The 21,637-nt window shown below is 61.7% G+C and carries 24 protein-coding genes; 4 read left to right on the top strand and 20 right to left on the bottom strand.

The window, feature by feature from the left end:
• Positions 1-275: 275 nt before the first annotated feature.
• The 3 genes from EOA78_RS06315 to EOA78_RS06305 all read right to left on the bottom strand — a co-directional run bounded on the left by EOA78_RS06315 (position 276) and on the right by EOA78_RS06305 (position 2,975).
• Positions 276-1,103, bottom strand: a complete 828-nt coding sequence (locus EOA78_RS06315; RefSeq protein WP_127314367.1) for an MBL fold metallo-hydrolase — start codon at positions 1,101-1,103, stop codon at positions 276-278.
• Between the two features lie 194 nt (positions 1,104-1,297).
• Positions 1,298-2,233, bottom strand: a complete 936-nt coding sequence (locus EOA78_RS06310) for a cyclase family protein (protein WP_127314366.1) — start codon at positions 2,231-2,233, stop codon at positions 1,298-1,300.
• Positions 2,234-2,468: 235 nt separating this feature from the next.
• On the bottom strand, positions 2,469-2,975 hold the full coding sequence (locus tag EOA78_RS06305) for a glycosyltransferase (protein ID WP_095491071.1): 507 nt from the start codon (positions 2,973-2,975) through the stop codon (positions 2,469-2,471).
• Between the two features lie 151 nt (positions 2,976-3,126).
• Here EOA78_RS06305 and EOA78_RS06300 point away from each other — a divergent pair, with 151 nt between their 5' ends.
• Both EOA78_RS06300 and EOA78_RS06295 read left to right on the top strand, forming a co-directional pair.
• Positions 3,127-4,281, top strand: a complete 1,155-nt coding sequence (locus EOA78_RS06300; protein ID WP_127314365.1) for a PA0069 family radical SAM protein — start codon at positions 3,127-3,129, stop codon at positions 4,279-4,281.
• A 155-nt stretch (positions 4,282-4,436) separates the two neighbouring features.
• Positions 4,437-5,132 carry a ribonuclease HII gene (locus EOA78_RS06295; protein WP_127314364.1) on the top strand — a complete coding sequence of 232 codons (696 nt, stop codon included), beginning with the start codon at positions 4,437-4,439 and terminating at the stop codon, positions 5,130-5,132.
• Between the two features lie 238 nt (positions 5,133-5,370).
• Here EOA78_RS06295 and EOA78_RS06290 read toward each other — a convergent pair whose 3' ends face one another.
• From EOA78_RS06290 to EOA78_RS06235, 12 genes are all read right to left on the bottom strand, one after another.
• Positions 5,371-5,862 (bottom strand): F0F1 ATP synthase subunit B, encoded by a 492-nt coding sequence (locus EOA78_RS06290; RefSeq protein ID WP_127314363.1) that lies wholly within the window; start codon positions 5,860-5,862, stop codon positions 5,371-5,373.
• A 10-nt stretch (positions 5,863-5,872) separates the two neighbouring features.
• A complete protein-coding gene (locus tag EOA78_RS06285; protein ID WP_127314362.1) occupies positions 5,873-6,472 on the bottom strand; it encodes a F0F1 ATP synthase subunit B in 600 nt (199 codons plus the stop codon).
• Between the two features lie 69 nt (positions 6,473-6,541).
• Positions 6,542-6,766, bottom strand: a complete 225-nt coding sequence (locus EOA78_RS06280; protein WP_023799397.1) for a F0F1 ATP synthase subunit C — start codon at positions 6,764-6,766, stop codon at positions 6,542-6,544.
• 78 nt (positions 6,767-6,844) lie between these two features.
• A complete protein-coding gene (locus EOA78_RS06275) occupies positions 6,845-7,603 on the bottom strand; it encodes a F0F1 ATP synthase subunit A (protein WP_127314361.1) in 759 nt (252 codons plus the stop codon).
• Positions 7,604-7,674: 71 nt separating this feature from the next.
• Complete coding sequence (locus EOA78_RS06270) at positions 7,675-8,073, bottom strand: AtpZ/AtpI family protein (protein WP_127314360.1); 399 nt, start codon at positions 8,071-8,073, stop codon at positions 7,675-7,677.
• 242 nt (positions 8,074-8,315) lie between these two features.
• Positions 8,316-9,500 carry a cell wall hydrolase gene (locus tag EOA78_RS06265; protein ID WP_127314359.1) on the bottom strand — a complete coding sequence of 395 codons (1,185 nt, stop codon included), beginning with the start codon at positions 9,498-9,500 and terminating at the stop codon, positions 8,316-8,318.
• A gap of 385 nt (positions 9,501-9,885) precedes the next feature.
• Positions 9,886-10,776, bottom strand: a complete 891-nt coding sequence (locus EOA78_RS06260) for an SDR family oxidoreductase (RefSeq protein ID WP_127314358.1) — start codon at positions 10,774-10,776, stop codon at positions 9,886-9,888.
• The gene (locus EOA78_RS06255) at positions 10,773-11,552 is read right to left on the bottom strand and encodes a hypothetical protein (protein WP_127314357.1); all 780 of its coding nucleotides are present in this window, start codon (positions 11,550-11,552) and stop codon (positions 10,773-10,775) included. Before EOA78_RS06255 ends, EOA78_RS06260 begins: the two co-directional genes overlap by 4 nt.
• Positions 11,553-11,562: 10 nt before the next feature.
• Positions 11,563-12,150: a protein-S-isoprenylcysteine O-methyltransferase gene (locus tag EOA78_RS06250; protein ID WP_127314373.1), complete on the bottom strand. Its 588-nt coding sequence runs from the start codon at positions 12,148-12,150 to the stop codon at positions 11,563-11,565.
• Positions 12,151-12,310: 160 nt separating this feature from the next.
• Positions 12,311-12,910 (bottom strand): hypothetical protein, encoded by a 600-nt coding sequence (locus tag EOA78_RS06245; protein WP_127314356.1) that lies wholly within the window; start codon positions 12,908-12,910, stop codon positions 12,311-12,313.
• Between the two features lie 142 nt (positions 12,911-13,052).
• A complete protein-coding gene (locus EOA78_RS36910; RefSeq protein ID WP_127314355.1) occupies positions 13,053-13,190 on the bottom strand; it encodes an ABC transporter in 138 nt (45 codons plus the stop codon).
• 199 nt (positions 13,191-13,389) lie between these two features.
• Positions 13,390-13,986, bottom strand: a complete 597-nt coding sequence (locus EOA78_RS06235) for a L,D-transpeptidase (RefSeq protein WP_127314354.1) — start codon at positions 13,984-13,986, stop codon at positions 13,390-13,392.
• 188 nt (positions 13,987-14,174) lie between these two features.
• Here EOA78_RS06235 and EOA78_RS06230 point away from each other — a divergent pair, with 188 nt between their 5' ends.
• Positions 14,175-14,930, top strand: a complete 756-nt coding sequence (locus EOA78_RS06230) for a glucose 1-dehydrogenase (protein ID WP_127314353.1) — start codon at positions 14,175-14,177, stop codon at positions 14,928-14,930.
• A gap of 36 nt (positions 14,931-14,966) precedes the next feature.
• Here EOA78_RS06230 and der read toward each other — a convergent pair whose 3' ends face one another.
• Complete coding sequence (gene der, locus EOA78_RS06225) at positions 14,967-16,400, bottom strand: ribosome biogenesis GTPase Der (protein ID WP_127314352.1); 1,434 nt, start codon at positions 16,398-16,400, stop codon at positions 14,967-14,969.
• 3 nt (positions 16,401-16,403) lie between these two features.
• Positions 16,404-17,069, bottom strand: a complete 666-nt coding sequence (locus EOA78_RS06220; RefSeq protein WP_127314351.1) for a tetratricopeptide repeat protein — start codon at positions 17,067-17,069, stop codon at positions 16,404-16,406.
• Positions 17,070-17,265: 196 nt separating this feature from the next.
• On the opposite strand from EOA78_RS06220, the gene EOA78_RS06215 reads away from it, so the two are divergent.
• The gene (locus EOA78_RS06215; protein ID WP_127314350.1) at positions 17,266-18,261 is read left to right on the top strand and encodes a polysaccharide deacetylase family protein; all 996 of its coding nucleotides are present in this window, start codon (positions 17,266-17,268) and stop codon (positions 18,259-18,261) included.
• A gap of 28 nt (positions 18,262-18,289) precedes the next feature.
• On the opposite strand, the gene sbmA is transcribed toward EOA78_RS06215, so the two are convergent.
• The 3 genes from sbmA to EOA78_RS06200 all read right to left on the bottom strand — a co-directional run bounded on the left by sbmA (position 18,290) and on the right by EOA78_RS06200 (position 21,568).
• Positions 18,290-19,567: a peptide antibiotic transporter SbmA gene (gene sbmA, locus EOA78_RS06210; RefSeq protein ID WP_127314349.1), complete on the bottom strand. Its 1,278-nt coding sequence runs from the start codon at positions 19,565-19,567 to the stop codon at positions 18,290-18,292.
• Positions 19,568-19,689: 122 nt separating this feature from the next.
• Positions 19,690-20,850: a YbfB/YjiJ family MFS transporter gene (locus EOA78_RS06205; RefSeq protein ID WP_127314348.1), complete on the bottom strand. Its 1,161-nt coding sequence runs from the start codon at positions 20,848-20,850 to the stop codon at positions 19,690-19,692.
• Between the two features lie 496 nt (positions 20,851-21,346).
• Positions 21,347-21,568: a hypothetical protein gene (locus tag EOA78_RS06200; protein WP_127314347.1), complete on the bottom strand. Its 222-nt coding sequence runs from the start codon at positions 21,566-21,568 to the stop codon at positions 21,347-21,349.
• Positions 21,569-21,637: the final 69 nt, after the last annotated feature.

Here is a 21,637-nt window from a genome sequence, read left to right as displayed (position 1 = left end):
ACTCGAGGCTTGCAGCACCGGAATTGTCAGGGCTCGAAAGGCCCATCAGGATCCTCAGCTTTGAGGGCAGCGTCGACGAAGCGTTGGCCGCTCACCGCTCAGGCGTTACCCATAACCGATCCGCCCGCATCAAAGGAATGGTAACCCCCGGTCAGATTTTTTGCAATGCACAATGAAAGGAGCTGTCGCAAACTTTCCGGCAAGCTTGACAGAGCATTTTCGAGCGAGGTGGAACGAAGAGGCCGCGCGCGGCGGAGAAGATCGCGACGAAGCGATCAAACCCCGTCGAGAATGATGATCGTCGGCCGGTCGGGCAGGGTCTTCAGCGAAACCGTCAGCGACCGGCCGGAGAGGAATTCCACCGCGAAATCGTCGCCCATCCTGCCTGTGAATTCGCTGATCGCGGTGGCATGGCGATGCATCGGCAGGATCATCGAGGAATAGAGCCGCGCGGTGATTTCGGTCATCCGGTCAAGCGACAGCGTCATGCCGCCGTCGATAGGCACCATAAGGATATCGAGCCGGCCGATGGCGCCGTAATGCGCATCCTCCAGCCGGTGGTGCAGATGGCCGAGATGGCCGATGCAGAGTCCCGCCACTTCAAAGATGAAGATGGAATTGCCGTCCTTGCCGAGATCGCCGCCATTGCGGATATCCGTGGGCACGTTGCGGATGTAGACATCGTCCACGACAACGGCGTGGCGCGCCGGACCGCCGTCCGGATTCCAACCGCGCAGCACATATTCGATGGCGGGATCCGGATGGTCCGAATAATGGGTGCGGTGGGCCTTGTTCATGGTCACCACGCGCGGCAGTGGGTCAGCGCCGTAGACGCCGGAAAAGTCGGTGGCGATCCTGACGCCGGCGGGCGTCTCGATGATGTAGGTCGAATGGCCGGCATAGGTGATCGTAACGTCGCCGTCGACGAAAGCCTCGGCCAGCAGAGGCGTCCGCGCCTTTGGCGCTGTGAAGCTGGCATAGGTGGCCGACGGCAGCGCTTCGGCGATCGCAATGCATCTCGATGGCGGCGGCTCTTCCTGGGCCGACGCGGCGAACGGCCAGAAAGCCAGGGTCAGCAGAAAGGCAGCAGGTGGGCGGAGCATGACTGCCTCCCGTGGCAGGATCGGCGCTCATGCCACGATAACGCCAGCAATTGTGATAGCTATCGTCGGGACAGTCACGTTTTCGCGAGCGCCAGAGGGGTTGGTAGCCTGGACCTTTTGTCCCGACTTGCGCGACAAATCGCGCGGAATGGGACGCGGCCATGGCCCGGCCTCCCGACTGACATCGCCAGTGATCAGGGCGTCGGACGGAAGACGCCGTTCTCGTCGCGCTTGAGCGGTGCGGTTTGCCGGGAAAGCGGCACGCCAGGCGCTTCGATGACCGAAACGCCCTCCGTCCAGCCGGCGGGTGCAATAGCGACGTAACGCGCATAGCCACCTGACCCGCCGAGCGGCTTGGCAAAGCCAATTGTGACCAACGCCCCGGCCTCTGGCACTTTGTCGAGGTTTGCAACGCCTTCTGCCTGGGTGAAATCGTTGTGAAGCAGCCAATGTTCGCCTTCGAGATTGGGCGTGGTGTCTGTGTCGAGCGGCTCATGACCGTGAAACAGAATCTTCCGCTCCAGATGCAGGAACTTCAGTGCGTCCAAACTGACGCCTGGAAACGGCTTCTGGTTGAAGCGAGCGGCATCGGACCATTTCTTGTACCAATCCGAACGCACGAAGACGATCGAACCCTCCGGTATGCGGCCGTGCTCCTTTTCCCATTCTTCGATGTCAGCGACCTGGAGGTGATAGCCTTCGTCAGTTTGCACCTTGCCGCTAATGTCGATCACGACGAGCGGCCGCACGGCATAAGTGGCCGGCAGGTCGCTGATCGTTGCACCGAGCGGGTTCCAGTGGGAGGGCGGATCGAGTTGCGTGCCATACTGGTCCGTCGTCAACTCGTAGGCGCTCGCGACGAAGCCATGCTTGTCGTAGGTGAACTCTTCGCCGGCCTTGACGTAGCCCTCGATATCCTTGCCGGCGACAGTCGGTTTGAACTTGGCATTGGCGAAGCCCGGCCATACGGGCTGCACGGGCTCGAAGGCGTGGGTCAGATCGATGTACCTGGCCGATTTGAGCGTGTTCTCATAAACCGACCAAAGGGACGTCTCCTGCGCCACCGCGATCGCCGGCACTGACCAAGCGGCTCCCAGTAAGGCGATACGAACGAATTGAGATACATTCATCTGCAAATCTCTCCCGAAATGTTGCCGAGTATCGTGAGTTTCCCGCAGCACGACAAGCATATCATTCCTCCCAGGAGTGTCGCGGCAATATGGCTTCCGGCAGGCCGTTTTCCGCCCACGGTTGCGCGCCGTCTAATCCCAGACAAGCTACCGGTCCGATAAAAAGACGACCTCGGCAAAATTTCACTCGGCGAAGGACGCGACCTTCCCTCGCCCGCTTACCGGCAGAGAGGACCTACTTCGCCGGCGCCACCCAGATCTCGGCGTCGAGCCTCTTGGTCGCAAGGCCGCGCGCGATGGCTTCGGCGCTGCGGGCGTTTTTCGACAAGGCCGCGGCCTGACGCTTACTGATCACCAGCCCTTCGGCCAGTGCCCGGTTTCCCGAAAAGACCCGCGACAGGAACGGCACGCGGCTGCCGCGCGCCCGCGAGAACCGCGCCGGCATGGTTTGCCTCGCGGTGTGGGCGACGACCTCGTCGATCCAGCCCTCCGCCAGCCGTGCGCCCGGCTCCAGCAGCAGCAGCCAGTCGCCCTTGGCCTGCCTGATGCCGGCAGCAATGCCACCGCTCGCCACATAAAGGCAACCGGCATGTTCGGCAACGCGGTGCGTCTGGTCGGTCGAGCCGGTGTCGCAGACGATGACATCGCGCACCACGCCCTCGACCGCGCCGCCGATCAGCGAGGCGAGCGTGCGGGCAAGTCTTTCCTCGTCATTCAGGGTCTGGATGAGAACGCTGAGCATCGCTAGCCGAATAGAGGAAAGCCGGGCGCAGCGCCAGTTTTTGCGTCGCATCCTAAAATTGTTCTTGATTTGTTCTAGTGAACGAAATAGGAATAATTTCATGAACAGAGCGATTCGACAGCCAGCCGACAGTCCCTGGGAGAGGGCGAAAATGGAACAGATCGTGCGTGCCGATATTGCAGCCTTCGGAGCAGGAAGAGCCGAGATGGCCAATGCGATGATCGAACAGAGCGGGATGCGCGTGCGTCCGGAGCGCAATCGCGGCCGTTCCGCGGGCATCAATCCGTCCGGGCGGTTCGAGCCGGTCAGCCGGCATGTCTTCGACGACGGCTGGAATTCGCTGGAGGAGCTGCCGCCGTTCAAGACCGAGGTGCAGGTCGAGAAGCCGCGCACCATCATCACCCGCAACGAATCACCCGATATTTCCTTCGACCGCTCGATCAACCCCTATCGTGGCTGCGAACATGGCTGCGTCTACTGTTTCGCCAGGCCTACGCATGCCTTCATGGGCCTGTCGCCGGGGCTGGATTTCGAATCGAAGCTGTTCGCCAAGCCGGATGCGGCGCGCATGCTCGACAAGGAACTGTCGAAGGACGGCTATCAGCCGCGCACCATCGCCATCGGCACCAACACCGATCCCTACCAGCCTATCGAGAAGCAGTACCGGATCATGCGCGAGATCCTCGAAGTGCTGGAGGCGCGCGGCCACCCGGTCGGCATCGTCACCAAATCCGCGCTGGTGACGCGCGACATCGACATCCTGTCGCGCATGGCCGAGCGCGGACTGGCCAAGGTGGCGCTGTCGGTGACGACGCTCGACCGCATGCTGGCGCGCACCATGGAACCCCGCGCCTCGACGCCGACCAAGCGGCTGGAGGCGATCAGGCAGCTTTCGGATGCCGGCATTCCGGCCTCTGTCATGGTCGCACCGATCGTCCCTGGCCTAACCGACCAGGAGATGGAGCGCATCCTCGATTCGGCCTACGCGGCGGGCGCGCGTGAGGCGGGCTACGTCCTGCTGCGCCTGCCGCTGGAGGTCGCGCCGATCTTCAAGGATTGGCTGCTGCGCCATTATCCCGACCGCTACCGTCACGTGATGTCGCTGATCCGCTCGATGCGCGACGGCAAGGATTACGATTCGGAATGGGGCAAGCGCATGAAAGGCTCCGGCCCCTATGCCTGGCAGATCGGCCGACGCTTCGAGATCGCCGCCAAAAGGCTTGGTCTCAACGCCGAGCGGCGGTCGCTCAGGACCGACCAGTTCGTCGCCGCGGCCAAGGCAACCGAGCAACTGATGCTGCTTTGAAGACATCCTGTGCCGCCGTTGCCGGCGGCAGATGAAAAGATCCCGTCCGGCCTGTCCTGTCCCCGGGCTTGCAGACGGTGCCCTCCGGGTCCGGTGCCCCGCCCGACCCGGAGGGGCTTGCGGAGAATCGGAGCCGATGCGAACCTCGCCGCAACATGGCTCGCGCGCGTTCTGATTCTCCGCTTCTCTTCGAAATCGTCGAGAGACCCGATTTCTCCTTCGAGACGAAGGCGATGGCCGAAGGCCTGTGGCCGGTGGCGGGAATGGACGAGGCCGGCCGCGGCCCGCTCGCCGGGCCAGTCGTCGCGGCAGCGGTGGTGCTCGATCCCGCCAACATTCCCGATGGTCTCGACGATTCCAAGCGCCTCAGCCATCTGCAGCGCGAGGCGCTGTTCCTGAAAATCCTCGGCTCCGCTCTTGGCGTGTCGATGGCCTCGGTCAGCGCGGAAGGCATCGATGGCAGCAATATTCTCAAGGCCAGCCTCGAGGCGATGCGCCGCGCTCTGGTCGGGCTCTCGGTGCAGCCAAAGCTGGCCCTGGCCGACGGCCGAGACGTGCCGCCCGGACTGCCATGCGAAGGAAGAGCGCTGATTAAGGGCGACCAGCGCTCGCAGTCGATCGCCGCCGCCTCGATCGTCGCCAAGGTGATGCGCGACCGCATGATGTGCGGCTGCGGCAGCCATCACGCGCATTACGGGTTCGAACTGCATATGGGCTACGCCACGGTCCGCCACCGCACCGCAATCGAGGTGCACGGACCGGTGGCGCGGCTGCACCGAGCGTCCTTCGCACCGTTCCGGCTTGGCGGAACCGAGGTGCAGGACGAAGAGTGCCTTTCCGGCCTGGATTGAGCGATTCGCGATCCTCGCGGCGAATGCAGCTGAGCGCGTAATCTCCCCCTTGAGAAGGAGATGTCGCCGACGGCGACAGAAGGGATCGCCTCGGCGGCGCTCGCATGTAAGACGAAACGCGCGGCTAGCCCCTCTGGCCTGCCGGCCATCTCCCCTCGAGGCGGAGATTATCCTCGCCATAACAAAAAAGCCGCCAGGTTTCCCGGGCGGCCTTTCGATGACTTCTGGATGAAGTCGCTTAATTCAGCTTGGACTTGACGTCCTGCAGCGAGGCCTTGAACAGGTCGGCGCCGGCCTTTGCGTCAATCTTGCCGGCGAGCAGCGTGCGGGCGGCTTCGACGGCGATATCGACGGCGCTGGCGCGCACTTCGCTGATCGCCTCGCGCTCGGCCTGACCGATCTTCTGTTCGGCAAGCGCGGTGCGCCGGGCGACATAGTCCTCGGTCTTCTTGTGCGCCTCGGCAGCCAGCATGTCGGCCTCGCGCTTGGCGGCGGCGACGATGTCGGCGGCCTCCTGCTCGGCTTCCTTGCGCTTGCGCTGGTATTGACCGAGCAATTGCTGGGCCTCCTCGCGCAGCCGGCGCGCTTCTTCAAGCTCGTTGCTGATCTTGTCGGCGCGGGCGTCGAGCGCCTTGGCGATCAGCCTCGGCACCTTGATGTAGACGGCAATGGCCAGGAAAATGACGAGGGCAACGGTGGCCCAAAGCGTCGCGAGTGATGTGGCGTCCATGATGCGCTCCTCACCGGGCCACGGATTTGACGGCTGCCGCGATCTCGGCCTTGCTGGCCTTGCCGCCGACAAGCGCCTCGACGATGGCCGAAGCAGTGTCCTCGGCGATCGTGCCGACTTCCTTCATGGCATTGGCCTTGATGGACGAAATGCGAGCCTCGGCTTCGCCAAGCTTCTGGTCAAGCGCTGCCTCGACCTTTTTGCGGGCGGCTTCGACTTCCGCCTTGGCGGAATCGTTGGCCTGCTGACCGATCGCATTGGCCTTGGTCTTGGCCTCCGCCAGCTCCTGTTCATAAGCGGCAACGGCGGCATCGGCCTCGCCCTTCAGCCTGGCGGCATGATCGAGATCTTGGGTGATGCGGTCGTTGCGGACATCAATGATGCCGCCGACACGCGGCATCACCACCTTCTTCAGGAAGAGGTAGAACAGCCCGAAGGTGATCGCCAGCCACAGAAGCTGCGACGGGAATGTCGCCGGATCGAATGGCGGGAACACGCCGTGCGCCTCGGCAGGCACGCCGGTTCCGGAATGCGTATCGCCTTCCGTGCCGGTATGGCCGCCTTCGACGGCGGGCGCGGACTCTTGCGCGAAGGCAGATGTCACGAACATGGACTATCCCCTGATATCAGGCCTGCCGCCGATTGCGGCCGGCCCTTCCAATCTTAGCCGAACAGGGGCTCAGCCGAACAGGGCCAGAAGCGCGATGAGAAGGGAGAAGATGCCCAGCGCTTCAGTCACGGCGAAGCCGAAGATCAGGCGGCCGAACTGGCCATCCGCGGCCGACGGGTTGCGCAGCGCGCCCGCCAGATAGCTGCCGAAGATGTTGCCGAGGCCAATACCGGCGCCACCCATGCCGAGGCATGCGATGCCGGCGCCGATGAACTTTGCTGCTTCTGCTTCCATTTGTTCAACTCCTTTGGATCTAAAATTCCGTTGCAATTCCATCCGGCAGCAATGCCGGAAACTCTTGGCCAGCCTGGGTCAGTGCCCGGGATGCAGGGCGTCGTTCAGGTACATGCAGGTCAGCACGGCAAAGACGTAGGCCTGCAGGAAAGCGACCAGCAATTCCAGCGCCGTCAGCGCCACGGCCATAGCCAGCGGCAGGACCGATCCGGCAATGCCGAGCGTGCCAAGCGCGCTCAAGCTCACCACGAAGCCCGAGAACACCTTCAGCGTGATGTGGCCGGCCAGCATATTGGCAAACAGACGAACCGAGAGGCTGACCGGGCGCGAGACAAAGGAAATCACCTCGATCAGCACCACCAGCGGCAGCAGATAAACCGGCACGCCATGCGGGACGAACAGTTTCAGGAAACCAAGGCCATGCTTCATGAAGCCGTAGACGACGACGGTTCCGATCACCAGCGCGGCAAGGCCGAAGGTGACGATGATGTGGCTGGTAACGGTGAAGAAATACGGGAAAAGACCGAGCAGATTGGCAACGAGCACGAACATGAACAGCGAAAACACCAAGGGGAAGAACTTCATGCCTTGGGTTCCGGCCGCGTCCCTCAGCATGTTGCCGACGAATTCATAGGCCATTTCCGAGACCGACTGAAGACGGGTGGGGACGAGGCTGCGGCTCGAGGTGGTGAGATAGAGGAACGCCGATGCGACGGCGACGGTCGCGACCATGAAGAGCGCCGAATTGGTGAAGGACAGGTCGTAGCCGCCGATCTCGATCGGAATCAGCTTGTTGATATGGAACTGGTGGATCGGATCGACCTTGTCAGCAGCCACTTTAAATCCCCATCAAAGCCGCACGCGGCTTTAGTGTCCTGTTCACTGCGCCGGCAAGCGGCGCCTCAAGTTCATTCTTTCGGATCGCGCGTTTTGTCGCCCTGTCCGAATTCCGCCATAAGCCCTGCGGAACGCAGGACGTTGAGCACGCCGGCGCCAAAACCCAGCAGCAAAAAAACGATCAGACCCCATGGCGAGGTCCCCGCCACACGGTCGATGATCCAGCCGAGACCAGCGCCAACCACTATCCCGGCGATGAACTCGCTGGATAGCTTGAGCGCCTGGCCATATCCGGCCGCACTGCCCGCTTTCGCGTCGTCTTTCCCCTCGAGCCGGCCCGGCCGCCTTGTCGCAAGCGATGCTTCAAGGTCACGCCGGCGGCGCTCAAGATCGTCGTCGCGGATGTCGGCTTGACGCTGTTTGCCGGGGCCGGTTTCTCCGGTTCCGTCTGGCCCATTCTTGTCGGCCATCGCAACCCCCTTGCCCGGTCAGATCGTCGCCGTCCGTCCGCTCTTAAGTCGCCGGCAACATAGTTAGAGGGTCCGCGCCCGTCAAGCCACGGGCGGGACTTCAGCCTTAAGTATTTTCCGTATTTAAATCAATCGCTTGCCAGGGTGCGACATCGTGCCCGCTACCGTCGTTGGCGTGCCGCGACCGAATCCCTCCGGCGACGGGTCTTCGATCGGCCGCGCCCGGGGCCTTGCCGGAGCGCTCAGCTCCAGCCGCCGCCATAGGTGCGGTAAAAGATATGCAGGCCGATCTTGGTCATTTTTTTCATCGTTCGCGCCCAACCCGGGTTGACGTAGTTGGCGTAGTAATGGGTCGACGATGCGACTTCCGGGATGAAGATCTTGCCGGCAGTGACCGCCATGGCGACATCCTGCGCGGTCTTGTAGTGGGAGGGGCTCTGGATGCGCTTCTTCCTGCCGTCGCAAGCGAAGGAAAACTGGCAACGGTTGAACCATTTGTCGTTCTGGTAGACGACGCCGCAGATCGAGTTCGGATAGGCCGGATTGCGAACGCGATTGAGGATGACCTGGGCGACGGCGGCCTGGCCGCGCACGGATTCACCGCGCGCTTCGAAATAGATGCCGTTGGCGAGGCAAGTCTGTTCCGGCTTGGAGAAGACGCTCGCCGGCAGCGGAGTTTGCATCCACGAATGATCGCCCTTGGCCACCGGCGGAATGAAACGGCCATCATTCGGCTTCTCGTCCTGAAGCAAGGCCTCGAAGGGCGAAGCCTGGGCATAGTCGGGCGCGGCCGCTGCGTAGGCGGTTGCCAGGACGTCGGGGCGGTCGTTGTTGACCAGTGCGGCCAGCATGGCCGGCACCCCGGGATCCGGCTTCTTGTCAACGCGCCTGTGAAACGCGGCGGCAATCTGGATCTCCTTGCCTTTGATCTCGGGCTTGGCGAAAGCCATCTTCAGGCCGCTGTCCATGCTTGGGCGAAGCAGCGAGGAGGTGCGCTCGAAAATCGAGCCGGCGTTGAAGTTCTTCGGCGGCGCGACCGGCGAGACGATGATGATGCGGCCCTTCTTGTCGGCGCGCATGATGCGGTTCTCGTCGGGTGTCGTGCTGGCCACGCTGCCCTTGCCGCGAAACGACACGGCGCCGAGGCCGGGCAACCGTACGCCGGAACCCGAGATCGAGCCGGTGGTGTCGGAATCAAGGAAAGGCATTTCGGCGGCATGGACCGAGCCGGCGATGGATTTCTCGACATAGGCGTTCCAGCGAGCATTTGGCGCCTTGAGGTCGGAAATCAGGCTCGTCATGTCCTGGTAGGCAATGACATTGGGAAAGCCGACCCAGATGCCAAGTCCGAGAACCAGAGGAGACAGAAAGGAACGTTTTTTCTCACCGGCGAGAGCGACAAGCCGCTTCAGAACACGTCGATGCACGGAACTCTCCAGAAACGCAACTGACCCCACTGGAGAGGCACAATGATGCATTAACCTTGATGGGGCGTTAACGGACAGCGCCAATCGTTTCAATGGCTTTGTTGGAATGGCTCCAACGGTCCCAATAAGCACTCCGCAGAGCGCTGTTCAGAGATGGAGGATCCTCCTCTATGCCACGAACATGCTTAGCAGCCCGTCATCGGCGAGCGGTCTCTTGCTTCAATGAGGTTTTTCGATGGCGTTGCTTTCGCACCTTTTGGTTCGAGCCAGGCCCATGAACCCAACGAGAGCGCAGCAACGGTTCAGGTGGAAAGCGTTTGTTCATTGAGCGCAACCAAGACGATCAGCGACTCCTGAAATGGCGAGCGGTGGCGTGCTGGTCCGGTCAAGGGAGAATTCCCCGAGGGCCGCGGCGTAGCTGGATCTGGCGGATACCGCAGCATTTCTTGAACTTCATACCTGAACCGCAAGGACATGGATCATTGCCGCCGCGTTGCAGCCGGCCGACCAGGGGCAGCATCGCTGCGGAAGGCAGGAGCGCCGCCGCAAGGGCAGCCAACTTGGCCGAGATTCCCGGTACGACGAGGCGACGACCGGATTTGAACCCTCGCCACGCACGTTCGGCCACATACTCCGGATCCACGTTGGGCAAGATGTTGAAGAGCACCGTCTGATGGGCGCCGGACCTTGCGAGAAACTCCGTCGACACCGGGCCTGGTGCCACGCATGTGACCGTCACGCCGGTTCGGCGCAACTCCTGATGAAGCGCCTCTGAGAAGAAGCGCACGAAACCTTTGCTCGCGAAGTACAGAGCCATATAAGGCCCGGGAACGAACCCGGCGACGGAACTGAGATTGAGCACCCCACCCCGTCGGCGCGCCACCATTCCCGGCAGAAAATGGAGGGTCAGTTCTGTGAGGGAATGTATGTTGAGATCGATGATGCCGAGTTGACCATCAATAGGCAGCGCCGTCGCTGCGCCCCGCAGGCCATAGCCGGCGCTGTTGACCAGGACATCACAGACCAGGCCGTGTGCGGACAGAAAGTCCTCTAGGCGCGTTGGCGCATCGCCTGCCACGAGATCCAACTCGAGCGTGAATGCCTCGCCACCCCCCTCCCGAACCTCAGCCGCCGCGGCGGCCAAACCCTCGGGCGAGCGGGCAACCAGCACAACCGCACCGCGCTCCCGTGCAGCGACGCTCGCAATTGCCCGGCCAATTCCAGCCGAGCCGCCAATCACGACGACGGCTGGCCGGAATTCACGGTGCGAAATCATGTCGCGTTCCTCTGTCTTGCAGGAGCGGCAACACTTTGAGCAGGCAACAGCACTTCATCGGCGATTGCGCCGTTCAGTATCTTTTCGAATCTCTCCAGCGCTCGTGCGACGTTCGCTCCATCCATTACCCGGTGATCGTAGTGGATGCGGACATTCACCGATCCGTCTTCGCCGATCGGACCGTAGTTTAGAAGCGTGGTCAATGGTGTCAGCGGGTTGAGTGACTCCGCACCGAGACCAGAATAGACGGACAGTTGGAAGGTACCGAAGTAATTTGCCCTTTGCCGGGCGATGTTCAACCCTAGCCACATAACCAGCCACCTGACGGGCGCGGGCGCACCTGCCATCCGCAAGGCACGCCGGAACTCCGGGACCTCCAGGATCGGCCGGGATCGAGCGGCGTGGATGGATCCCTCAAGTTCCGTGATGGAGTAGCGCTCCGGGCACTTGATGCAGCTCAGCAGAACGGCCGGCTCGCCTTCATATTCGCGCTCGTGGGCAATCGAGGCTACGCTTGCCGGATACTCGTAAAGCTGCGGCCAGGGCAACTTGACATAGGCGCGCCGCAGTTCCGGCATCTCTAGGGCGAGAAGCGCATATCCTTTCAGGAAGATCGCGGTCCACGAGGGCCTGGTCTGCTGCGCCATTCTAGCCCTTACGAGTGGGCCGAGGTTCATCTGACGCTGCACCGCGACCCGTGGCACGCCGATCGAAAACCTCATCAGATCGCCAACAAGGCGCCGGGGCGCCGAAAGCTTGAGGGCTCGGCCTCGCATCAAAAGACCTCTAGTAAAGATAAGGGACTATTCGCTTGGTCTTTTCCATATAGGCACGGTATTGCGAGCCGAAATTCTCCAGCATCATACGCTCTTCCTTATCCACTCTCAGCAGGAAAAGGACGGCGAAACCAATCAAACCCGATATGCCCGCAACCCAGTTCGGCAGCAGAAAGAACTGGCCGAGCCCCATAAGCAGGAACGAGGTGTACATCGGGTGACGGACCAAGGCGTATGGCCCGGCGCTGACCAGCTCATGCCGTTCGCGAATTTCGAGCGTAATCGACCAGTTACGGCCAAGTTCCTTGTGGGATATGCGAAAAATCCACAGCGCAGCGCAGAAGATGATGGTTCCGAGCGCCACTGACCACGCGCTGGCCGGATGGTCAGCCGTTGCGGGGATGCCGGTGGCGACATAGAAGCCAGGCAGGATCGCGAGGCCAAGGAGAGCCGATGCAAGCCCCACGGTGTCGGAACTTGAGCGGCCACCAGCTACAATTCGCACGCGCCTTGCCCGGCGCTCGAATGGATACCGGATCACGTACCAAGCAACGATGCCGATCACCCATATGATCTCGCCAAGTGAGGCTACAGCAATGCTCAATTCAGGTCACCGGAGCCTTTTCTCGGTCTGAGACCACGATAAGCCGTCGCAACGATGTCACCGTCCGAATTGTCGACCGATAGACATTCAGAGCGCGTTCCTTTCGGAGTTAACCGGGCAATGAGACGCGAAAGCGGAATTTGCCGATCGCATTTCAACCCCCGTTCATCTCCCGAAGCTTGGTTATGAATTGTTGTGGCCGCAGCCAGGTGCCGGGGGTCTTATACCCCATGGATCTGGCGATGTCCGCTACGAATGCGTTGCAGTTGTAGAGCGACGCGTGCCAAAGCGGAGAACTGGCCTGCAGCCTTCGTATGCTCGCGACGACTTTCCTATATTCGGCTTCGGTAAGCAAAACTCGCCAGCTTGCCGACCGGTAGGCATCTTCCAGGTCGCCGTTCGTCCACCCGGTGGAGGCTGGCACGGGCGCCAAATGGCCGAGAACATAAACATTGGGATCATCGGACTTCGGAGCGAGCCCCGCGACTTCGGGGTTGACCATCCGTCCCGCCTGATTCAATTGTCCAAAAATCACGTAGGAATGGCCGTAGGTAAGGGCGTACCGGGAGCGGAACTCGATGAAATGCCGTTGGGCTTGAGTTGACGCCGCCGCGCGCGCCGGCATCGCCGCGGTTCTCAGTGCCCGATCATTGGACACAAAAGTCGGCTGGGGCTTGTTGTCCTGCGACTGACACGACGCGGCGACAAGCGCGAGCAGGGCCACAATTGCTGAACGGCCACTTACAAGCGTCATCTCATCCAGAACTCCGAGGACCGCAAACCTGGTGCCAGCCTACGCCCGCCAACCGCACGCAGGCTGCGAATCCGGCCTTGGCCCCTGCATATCGATGGGGAAGGGCCTGGCGGCCCTTCCCCAAATCTCCGAAAGCCGGCGCTTATTTAATCACGGGCTCCTCTACGGCAGCGGGTTCCGGCGGAGGAGCCTTCCCCTTTCCTTTACCGATCCCGTTCGCGCAGCCGCTCAGGCTGGTAACGGCGAGGGTAGCAACCATTACAATCAACATCCTGTTCATCAAGCAATCCTTTCCCCGGGGGCGGAACAGCCTATAGAATCGCCACAAATAAAAAGATATGCAGCCCCACCAAGTTAGCCGCGATCTACACCAAAGCCTAGTGCAGAAATGACACAGTCGGCGCCCGGTTGCAGGCGGCGCCTTTGCGGTGACGTGCTGGCAGGGTTCACTATCCAACGGAAATCAGGCCTGCCCACCATCAAATAACCACCACCGTCGTGCCCAAAGAAGTACGGTCGTAGAGGTCAATGATGTCGTCATTGATCAAACGGATGCATCCGCTCGATACCGCTGTGCCTATCGTCCATGGCTCGTTTGTACCATGTATCCGGAAGTGGGTGTCGCGCCCGTTGCGATAGAGATAGAGGGCACGCGCACCAAGCGGGTTGTTTGGTCCGCCAGGGACCCCCCCTGCATACTTCACCAGGCGCGGCTTGCGCCTCATCATGTTGGCGGTGGGTGTCCACGATGGCCAGTCCGCCTTGCGGGCGACGGTCGCTGTACCCTTGAACGAAAGTCCCTGCTCGCCAACGCCGACGCCGTAACGCGTCGCCCACCCGTCGCCCTCGACGGCATAGAGAAAACGTTGCGACGTATCGACGACGATGGTTCCAGGCGGCTCGTTTCCGTCGTACCGCACATGCTGCCGCCGGAATCGAGGACTGAGGCCACTTCTTGGTCCGAACGCGGATGAAATAGGCTCCGTCACCTGTCGCAACGTCGACGTACATCCGGAGACCATCAGAGCCAGACAACCCAGCACGAGCCCCCGGCGCGCAATGTGGTGTTCTTTCATTTCTACCTGCTAGGAAACTGGTCGATCTACCGCCGCCCTCGTCTCTACCATTCCAAGGCCTGCGGGCCAAGTCTCGCTGTGCGGTGGCAAAATGAATTCACAGGATTGACAAGCGAATTGGAGCGAAACTTCTTGCGATAACCGTCTGCCTCTGTTCGGTATGTCACAATGGGCATAGGACAGAGACGATGAAGCCTGACTTCCATGGTAAAGTCGCGATTGTGACCGGGGCAGGTTCCGGGATAGGAGCGGCTGTTTCACGGCAACTCGCGCAGGAAGGAGCCGAGGTTGTTGTCGCCGACCTTGACGCCGAGGCCGCGCGCTGCAGAGCCGCCGAAATAAGCTCGCAGGGAGGCAGGGCCTACGACTTTGCGGTCGATGTCACGGATGCGGCAGCCGTCGAAAAGCTGATCGAGTTCACTGTCCAGAAATGCGGCGGACTGGATATGGCGGTAAACAATGCAGGTATCGACGGCGTTCGAAAAGCAACGGCAGACTATCCGCTCGACAACTGGCACAAGCTGATAAACGTCAATCTAAATGGCGTTTTCTACAGCATGAAGTACGAAATCGCCGCCATGTTGGATCGAGGCGGAGGCGCCATCGTGAACATGTCCTCGATTCTCGGTTCCGTCGGCTTGCCGACTGCGTCCGCTTACACGGCAGCGAAACACGGGGTCGTTGGACTGACCAAGGTTGCGGCGATTGAATATGCGAGGATGGGCATCCGGATCAATGTCGTCGGCCCCGGCTGGATCGAAACGCCTCTTTTATCGGAGCAAACGGAGGTATTAGCCAGCCGGCGCATGGCAGGTCTTCAGCCGATGGGCAGGCGCGGGAAACCCGAAGAGGTAGCGGCTCTTGTTTGCTTCCTCTTGTCCGATCAGGCCAGCTTTATCACTGGGAGCTACCATCTGGTGGACGGAGCTTACACCGCCCATTAGGTGCAGTGGCCGTCCCCACTCGTGCTGGCTACTGGCTCAGCGGCGTTTCTTCGCTTTGCCGGCGAACGGATTTTCCGAGGTGCGCAAGGCGATGCGGATCGGCACGCCTGGCATATCGAAGGCTTCGCGCAGACTGTTCGAGAGATAGCGGACATAGGATTGCGGCATCGCGTCCGGCCGCGAGCAGGAGACGACGAAGCCCGGCGGGCGCGTCTTGGCCTGGGTGACATATTTGATCTTCAGCCGGCGACCGGCCACGGCGGGTGGCGGATGATGCGCCAGGATGCCTTCCAGCCAGCGGTTGAGCTTGCCGGTCGAGACGCGGCTGTTCCACACTCTGTGCGTTCTGATGACGGCATCCATCAGCTTGTCGAGGCCGCGCCCGGTCTCGGCCGAGACCGGCACCGCCTGCATGCCGCGCGCCTGCGGCAACAGCCGCTCGGTTTTCTCGCGCAGTTCCGCCAGGAGTTCCTGGGGATGGTCGATCATATCCCATTTGTTGAAGGCGATCACCGGTGCGCGGCCCTCGCGGATGATCAGGTCGGCGATCTGCAGATCCTGCTTCTCGAAGGGAATGGTGGCGTCGAGCACGATGATGACGATCTCGGCAAAGCGGATGGCGCGCAAGCCGTCCTGCACCGACATGACTTCCAGCTTTTCGTGGATCCTGGCCTTGCGGCGCATGCCGGCGGTGTCGAATAGTTTCAGGCGGCGGCCATGCCAGTCCCAGTCGACGGAAATGGAATCGCGGGTGATGCCAGCTTCCGGCCCGGTCAAAAGCCGCTCCTCGCCGATCAGCGCGTTGATCAGCGTCGATTTGCCGGCATTCGGGCGGCCGACAACGGCGATGCGCATCGGTTTGGTATCGTCATAGCTCGGCTCGGCATCAGGATCGGTGATGTCCTCGCCGATCAGCACCTCGCTGGCGGCGGTCTGCTCGTCCGCATCCTCTTCGTCTTCGCCGAAGGCGCGCGCATCGCCCAGTGCGGCGATCACCGCATCGCGCAAATCGGGCAGGCCCTGGCCGTGTTCGGCCGAGACCGGGATCGGCTCGCCAAGGCCGAGCTCCCAGGCCTCCAGCATGCCGCCCTGGGCGCCGCGCGCCTCGGCCTTGTTGGCCACTACGACAACCGGCTTGCCGGACTTGCGCACGATCTCGGCGAAGGTCTTGTCGTCAGGCATCAGCCCGGACTTGGCGTCGATCGTGAAAAAGATCAGGTCGGCTTCGCGGATGGCGATCTCGGTCTGGGCTCGCATGCGGCCCGGCAGCGTCGAAGCAGCAGCATCCTCGAAGCCGGCGGTGTCGATGACGTCGAAATGCAGATCGTAGAGCTTGGCGGCATGGACGCGACGGTCACGGGTGACGCCCGGCGTGTCGTCGACAAGCGCCAGCTTCCTTCCCACGAGACGATTGAAAAGGGTCGATTTGCCGACGTTAGGCCGGCCGATGATGGCGACTTTGAACGTCATCCGTCACGACACGCCGCCCGACCCACGGATCAGTTCGGACATCAACGTCGCCCGCTCGCGCGCGTTGCGCGGGGCGCTGTCATCCGAGGCGATCTGGTCGAACAGTTTCAGTGCGTCCATCGCCTTGCCTTCTTTCCAGGCGGCAAGGCCGAGCGCTTCGCGCGCCGTGTGGCGCAGCGGGTTGATATCGTCGGTGAGCGCCTCGACGCGGCTCGAGACATCGGCGAACGAACCGTGGTCGACGAGCAGCAATGCTGCCCTGAGGCGCGCCATGTCGCGAAGGCCAGCGGGGATGTCCGTGTCGGCGGCGACCTCGTCGAATTCCTTGACGGCGGCGGCGAAATCGCCCTTATCCGCCTTGACAGTTGCCGCCCGCATGCGGGCGAGCAACGGATAGGCGCCGTAGCCATCCTTCTCCAGCTCAGCGAGGGCTGCCAGCGCTTCGTCGCTCTTGCCCTCATTGGCAAGCTTCAGCGCCTGCGAGAAGGCGTCGCCCGAGCGATTGGCGCGGGTCTCGTCCCAATAGCGATAACCGACGAAAGCGGCGGTGCCAACCACCACCAGTATCGCGAGCGCAAGCAAGGCAGGACCAAAACGGTCCCATAGCGCATGCGCCTGATCGCGACGCATCTCTTCGTTGACTTCGCGAATAAAACTGTCGTCCGACATGGATCAAAACCATTCCTGCCCCGGCGGGGGGCGGTTCACGAGCCCGCGTTTTAGCGAAATTTTGCCGGCATGGAAGGGGTTCGGCAGGAAAATCGGCTAATCGCCGGACAGGGGACTGCCAGAGGCGACCGTACCCGCGCCACATTTCGCCGATAGCCGGTGCTCGAACCCTCCTCACAATCCAGATCAGAGATCGATGCCTCGTTTGTCCCGCGTTGTTGCGTTCTCGATCGTGTCGCTTGCTGCGGCGGACGCTGCTGTCGCCGATCCGCCAGCGCCGGTAAAGCCGAAGCAGGCCGTCATCATCTCGTTCGACAGCGCCCGCGATATTTCGCAATGGAAGCGCAGCCGCGCCCTGGCCGCACGCACCGGCGTCCATTTCACCTATTTCGTGTCCTGCGTCTTCCTGCTCTCGCCGGAGACGCGCAAGGAATACACGGCGCCCGGCAAGACATCAGGCAAATCCAATATCGGCTTCGCCGCCTCGAAACAGGAAGTCGCTGACCGGCTCGAGCAGATAGAGCTCGCCGCCTCGGAAGGTCATGACATCGGCAACCACGCTTGCGGCCATTTCGACGGCAAGGACTGGAGCAAGGCCGACTGGCTGAGCGAGTTCGGTTCGTTCAAGCGCATTCTCGAAAACGCCTATTCGATCAACGCTATTACCCTCGAACCCGCAGGCTGGCGCGACATCGCACGCAAGGTGGTGGGCTTTCGCGCGCCCTATCTGTCGGCAAACGAGGCGCTCTACGAGGCGCTGCCAAAGGCAGGTTTCCTGTTCGACGCAAGCGGTGTGTCGCGCGGCCCTGCCCTGCCACCGACCGGCAACGGCATCACGCGCTTTTCGCTGCCGCAGATTCCGGAAGGCCCGAGGTCACGACCGGTGATCGCGATGGACTACAATCTCTATGTCAGGCATTCCGGCGGCTTCGAGCGGCCGAGCAAAGCCGACGAATTCGCCAAACGGACCTATGACGCCTTTCGCGCCGCCTTCGACGCTCAATACCAGGGCAAACGCATTCCGCTGGAACTCGGCTTCCATTTCACGCTGATGAATGACGGCGCCTACTGGAATGCGCTGGAACGCTTTGCCGGCGAGGTCTGCACCAGGCCCGACGTCGAGTGCATCAGCTATGGCGACTATGTTTCGCGGCGAGGCGCTGAGGAAAAACAGGGGTCGGTGGGCGGCTGAGCCGGAAGCGCTCGCCGCCCGCTACTCCTCAACTTACCGGCTGATCTTCAGGGCGCAGGCCGGCTCGTTCTCGCTCCAGATAGTCCTGGTCGATTTCCGGCAGCGGCTCCCCTTCGAGCGTCGCCTCGAAGGCGCGCAGGCGCTTGTGAATGGAGAGCAGTTCGACGATCGTTGGCCAGGCATTGACCAGATACTGAAATGAGGAACTGACCTGGCCGAAAGCGGTGGAAATCTGCTGCCATATGCCCAAGGTAATAGTTCCAGCAGCAATCGTGGGAATGAGGATCAGGCTGGAGAAGATGGCATCCGCCTGCAGATAACCGGATCGGACGATATTGAAGTAGGCATAGTGGAAATAGAGGGTGAAGTAGTTGCGTCGGACATGCGAAAAGAGTTCTGCCACTGTCGGCGGTGCTGCGCGCGCCGCATCGTCCTCGCCGTATACGAGTTCCTTGCGGTAGGCCGCCTCGACTCGCTGATTCTTGAACTCCAGCCCTGGCAGTTTGACGCCAGCAATCATGAGAAGAGCCGTACCGAAGATCGACCAGGTGACTGCGGCTACAACCAGAGAATAGGGAATTTCGCCAACGAGGGGTAAGACCTTCACATGGCTGGAGAGTTGCGCGAGCAATGGGAGGAACGCTATCAGCGTCATCGCGGAGTCAACCAGCGACACGCCAAGGCCCTCCATAGTAGTGGAGAACCGCATCGTGTCCTCTTGCACGCGCTGCGACGCGCCTTCGATGTGCCGCAACCTCTGCCAGTGCGTCATGTAGTAGTCATTCATGGCCGTGCGCCAGCGGAAGATATAGTGGCTGACGAAGAACCGGGTGATGACGAACAAGCCCATGCCCGAAGCGCCAATCCAGGCGTAGATCCAGAACATCGAATAGAGTTCGCCGGCGGTCACCGAACCGGCTGTCGTAATCGCTTTCTGGAACAGATCAAAGAAGGGTCCTCGCCAAGTGTTCAGCGCCACATAAATCTGCACATTGATATATGTCGAAAACAGGATGAGCGCCGAACCGAGGATCGACCAATTCTGCCACGGGTGAGGAGAATAAAAGCGCCAGAAGGCGTAGAAGGCGCCAACCAGAAAACCGAAATAGATGTAGAACCAGATAAACGGCTTGGTCCAGAAGATCGTCATTCCAAGGACTGGAGGAACGCCAGCCTCGGCAGGTGGCAGCCCAAAAACAGCACCCAACTGCTCGCCGACGAAGAACCAAAACAGGATTCCGGCAAGGCTCCATGCGACGACCGAAATGAAGAACAGCTTCGGCTGCGGGAAGAAGGATACGAACACGGTGGGGAAATCCTCGGTCGATGCGCAAATCAGCGGCGTTGCTGTTCAGCGGGCATAAGGTCACACATCGATCGGAATGAAAATGGCCGGTGCGCCATGCCCGGCCCCGAGCAAGACCACAATCATGGCGATTTTGGCGCAGCCGACCAGGTGATCGCGCCTGAGACAAGCAGGACGGCGGCGGCCACGATCGACGCGAGGAAGAAGTCGCCCGTGGCTTGCGCAAGCAGACCGGCGACGATCGGACCGATGATCTGACCGAGGCCGAAGGAAGCCGTCATCAACGCCAGGACCCGGCGCGGCGCTCGCGGGACAAGCTGTCTTCCGGTCTGCAGGCCGAGCGCGGTGATGGCGATGAAGGTTCCGCCAAGCAGAAACCCGCCGAGCAGCGGCCCAATGTGTCCGCCCATGGCGACGCTCGCGGTGACGCCGACCACCTCGGCGAGGCAGCCGAAGGCATAAGCCGCATACAGGCCGATCCTTGCGGCGATCTTCTGCCACAGCCAGACCGAAGGAATCCCGGCAAGGCCGGTGACCATCCAGACCACGGCTTCGAAGACGCGTCCGCCGCCACCCTGCCGGACAATGGCGATCAGAAACGTCGCCGTCACGATGTAGCCGAAGCCGAACAGGCCATAGGCGACGATGATCTTCATCAGCGACCGATCCTTCGGTAGCGCCGGTTCGCGACCGTCGGCACCGTTGGCGGTCGCAGTGCTGCCGAGCAGCAGCGCCACGACGACAAAGGCGCAGGCTGAGATCGCGGCGGACCAGAACCAGCCCGCCGCCCAGCCGGCATGTCCCGTCACGAGGATCGCCATCAGCGCCGAGGACGCCGCTATGCCGAGGCCGACGCCGCCGAAATGCAGCGCCTGCAGGTCGTTTCGGCCGGCCGCGGCGAAATGACCGAAAACGATGCTGGACATGAACACCAAGACGAAGGCGCTGGCCAGACCGGCAAGAAACCGGATGACGAGAAAAGCCGCCATAGTACCGGCCAGGCCCATCGCCCCGGTGAGGACCGCGGTGGCGGCAAGACCGGCGAGCATCAGCAGGCGCTCGCGGCCATGCGCCCAGCCGCCGACCGCTGCAAGCGCGCCGACGAGATAGCCGAGATAGTTGGCGGATGCGATCCAACCGGCGTCCGCCGCCGACAGGCCGAGCTCTTCCATCATGCCGGGTAGGATCGGCGTATAGACGAAACGGCCGATGCCCATGGCAACGGCCAGGGCGACCATGCCGGCGAAGGCGAGACGCAAAGGGGATGGCGAAGCGGCTTTCATTGCGGTGCACAATAGGTGCACGAGCCTGTCAAACAATCCGCTTCTTGTTGGGCCAGAAGGGGTTGCGCGACCGTCGATCAGTAGCGAACGCCAATCACAAACCTTGGAGGTTGGCCGAAACATCCCTCGCTTCGTCATCCCAGGGCGGAGCAGGAGCGAAGCGACGTAGCGGAGACCCTGGGATCCATGCCGTGACATCTGCGGCACACGAAGACGGAACGGAACGAGGGCCCTCCTCGCACCGACAGGCAGGTAGCTTACACTGTTGCGTACACGGGGCCGTTCCGGGCCGCTGCATTCTTCGGCTGATGTTACGGCATGGATCCCAGGGTCTGCTCTCCGCTTCGCGTTCGCTCCGCCCTGAGATGACGAAGGCATGGTGGCCTGTGGCAAATCGCAGGCCTCGGAGATTGGCAGCTTGGAGGTTGGCCGTCAGCCACCGCCCACAGTCTCCCCTTTAGGCTCAACCAAAGAGTCAAATCCTCTGCGCAGAATGCTAATACCTCGCGCCGCATCCCACTTGCACGGCAGCCGTCTCGTAGGCAGTGCGCCGGGCCGTCAGCCTGAACGGCACGTCGGCGAGTTCGCGCTCCGACATGGTATCGAGCACAGGATGCGACAGCGGATCGGTCGCCCATCGGGTGGTCTCACTTTCATGCGACCGGCTTTGCCGCGTGCCGGCAACGGAAAAGCCCCTGAACAATGATAAAATCTTCATCGGATTTTCCTCGATAGGCCTGCCTATTTCCTTAAAATCTGCCATTCCGCCGTATGTTTCAATTGAGAT

Source organism: Mesorhizobium sp. M5C.F.Cr.IN.023.01.1.1 (assembly GCF_003997585.1).
GTDB lineage: Bacteria > Pseudomonadota > Alphaproteobacteria > Rhizobiales > Rhizobiaceae > Mesorhizobium > Mesorhizobium wenxiniae.
The sequence above is the reverse complement of the archived record's forward strand: the minus strand, read 5'-3'. Positions and strand labels throughout refer to the sequence as shown.

Coding starts and splice junctions, on each gene's coding strand:
- EOA78_RS06215 (WP_127314350.1), top strand. CDS start 17,266: ATGCCTCGTTTGTCCCGCGTTGTTGCGTTCTCGATCGTGTCGCTTGCT.
- EOA78_RS06305 (WP_095491071.1), bottom strand. CDS start 2,975: ATGCTCAGCGTTCTCATCCAGACCCTGAATGACGAGGAAAGACTTGCC.
- EOA78_RS06255 (WP_127314357.1), bottom strand. CDS start 11,552: ATGCGAGGCCGAGCCCTCAAGCTTTCGGCGCCCCGGCGCCTTGTTGGC.
- EOA78_RS06205 (WP_127314348.1), bottom strand. CDS start 20,850: ATGAAAGCCGCTTCGCCATCCCCTTTGCGTCTCGCCTTCGCCGGCATG.
- EOA78_RS06290 (WP_127314363.1), bottom strand. CDS start 5,862: ATGGACGCCACATCACTCGCGACGCTTTGGGCCACCGTTGCCCTCGTC.
- EOA78_RS06200 (WP_127314347.1), bottom strand. CDS start 21,568: ATGAAGATTTTATCATTGTTCAGGGGCTTTTCCGTTGCCGGCACGCGG.
- EOA78_RS06310 (WP_127314366.1), bottom strand. CDS start 2,233: ATGAATGTATCTCAATTCGTTCGTATCGCCTTACTGGGAGCCGCTTGG.
- der (WP_127314352.1), bottom strand. CDS start 16,400: ATGACGTTCAAAGTCGCCATCATCGGCCGGCCTAACGTCGGCAAATCG.
- EOA78_RS06260 (WP_127314358.1), bottom strand. CDS start 10,776: ATGATTTCGCACCGTGAATTCCGGCCAGCCGTCGTCGTGATTGGCGGC.
- EOA78_RS06280 (WP_023799397.1), bottom strand. CDS start 6,766: ATGGAAGCAGAAGCAGCAAAGTTCATCGGCGCCGGCATCGCATGCCTC.
- EOA78_RS06285 (WP_127314362.1), bottom strand. CDS start 6,472: ATGTTCGTGACATCTGCCTTCGCGCAAGAGTCCGCGCCCGCCGTCGAA.
- EOA78_RS06295 (WP_127314364.1), top strand. CDS start 4,437: ATGGCTCGCGCGCGTTCTGATTCTCCGCTTCTCTTCGAAATCGTCGAG.
- EOA78_RS06245 (WP_127314356.1), bottom strand. CDS start 12,910: ATGACGCTTGTAAGTGGCCGTTCAGCAATTGTGGCCCTGCTCGCGCTT.
- EOA78_RS06220 (WP_127314351.1), bottom strand. CDS start 17,069: ATGTCGGACGACAGTTTTATTCGCGAAGTCAACGAAGAGATGCGTCGC.
- EOA78_RS06300 (WP_127314365.1), top strand. CDS start 3,127: ATGGAACAGATCGTGCGTGCCGATATTGCAGCCTTCGGAGCAGGAAGA.
- EOA78_RS06235 (WP_127314354.1), bottom strand. CDS start 13,986: ATGAAAGAACACCACATTGCGCGCCGGGGGCTCGTGCTGGGTTGTCTG.
- EOA78_RS36910 (WP_127314355.1), bottom strand. CDS start 13,190: ATGAACAGGATGTTGATTGTAATGGTTGCTACCCTCGCCGTTACCAGC.
- EOA78_RS06230 (WP_127314353.1), top strand. CDS start 14,175: ATGAAGCCTGACTTCCATGGTAAAGTCGCGATTGTGACCGGGGCAGGT.
- EOA78_RS06270 (WP_127314360.1), bottom strand. CDS start 8,073: ATGGCCGACAAGAATGGGCCAGACGGAACCGGAGAAACCGGCCCCGGC.
- EOA78_RS06315 (WP_127314367.1), bottom strand. CDS start 1,103: ATGCTCCGCCCACCTGCTGCCTTTCTGCTGACCCTGGCTTTCTGGCCG.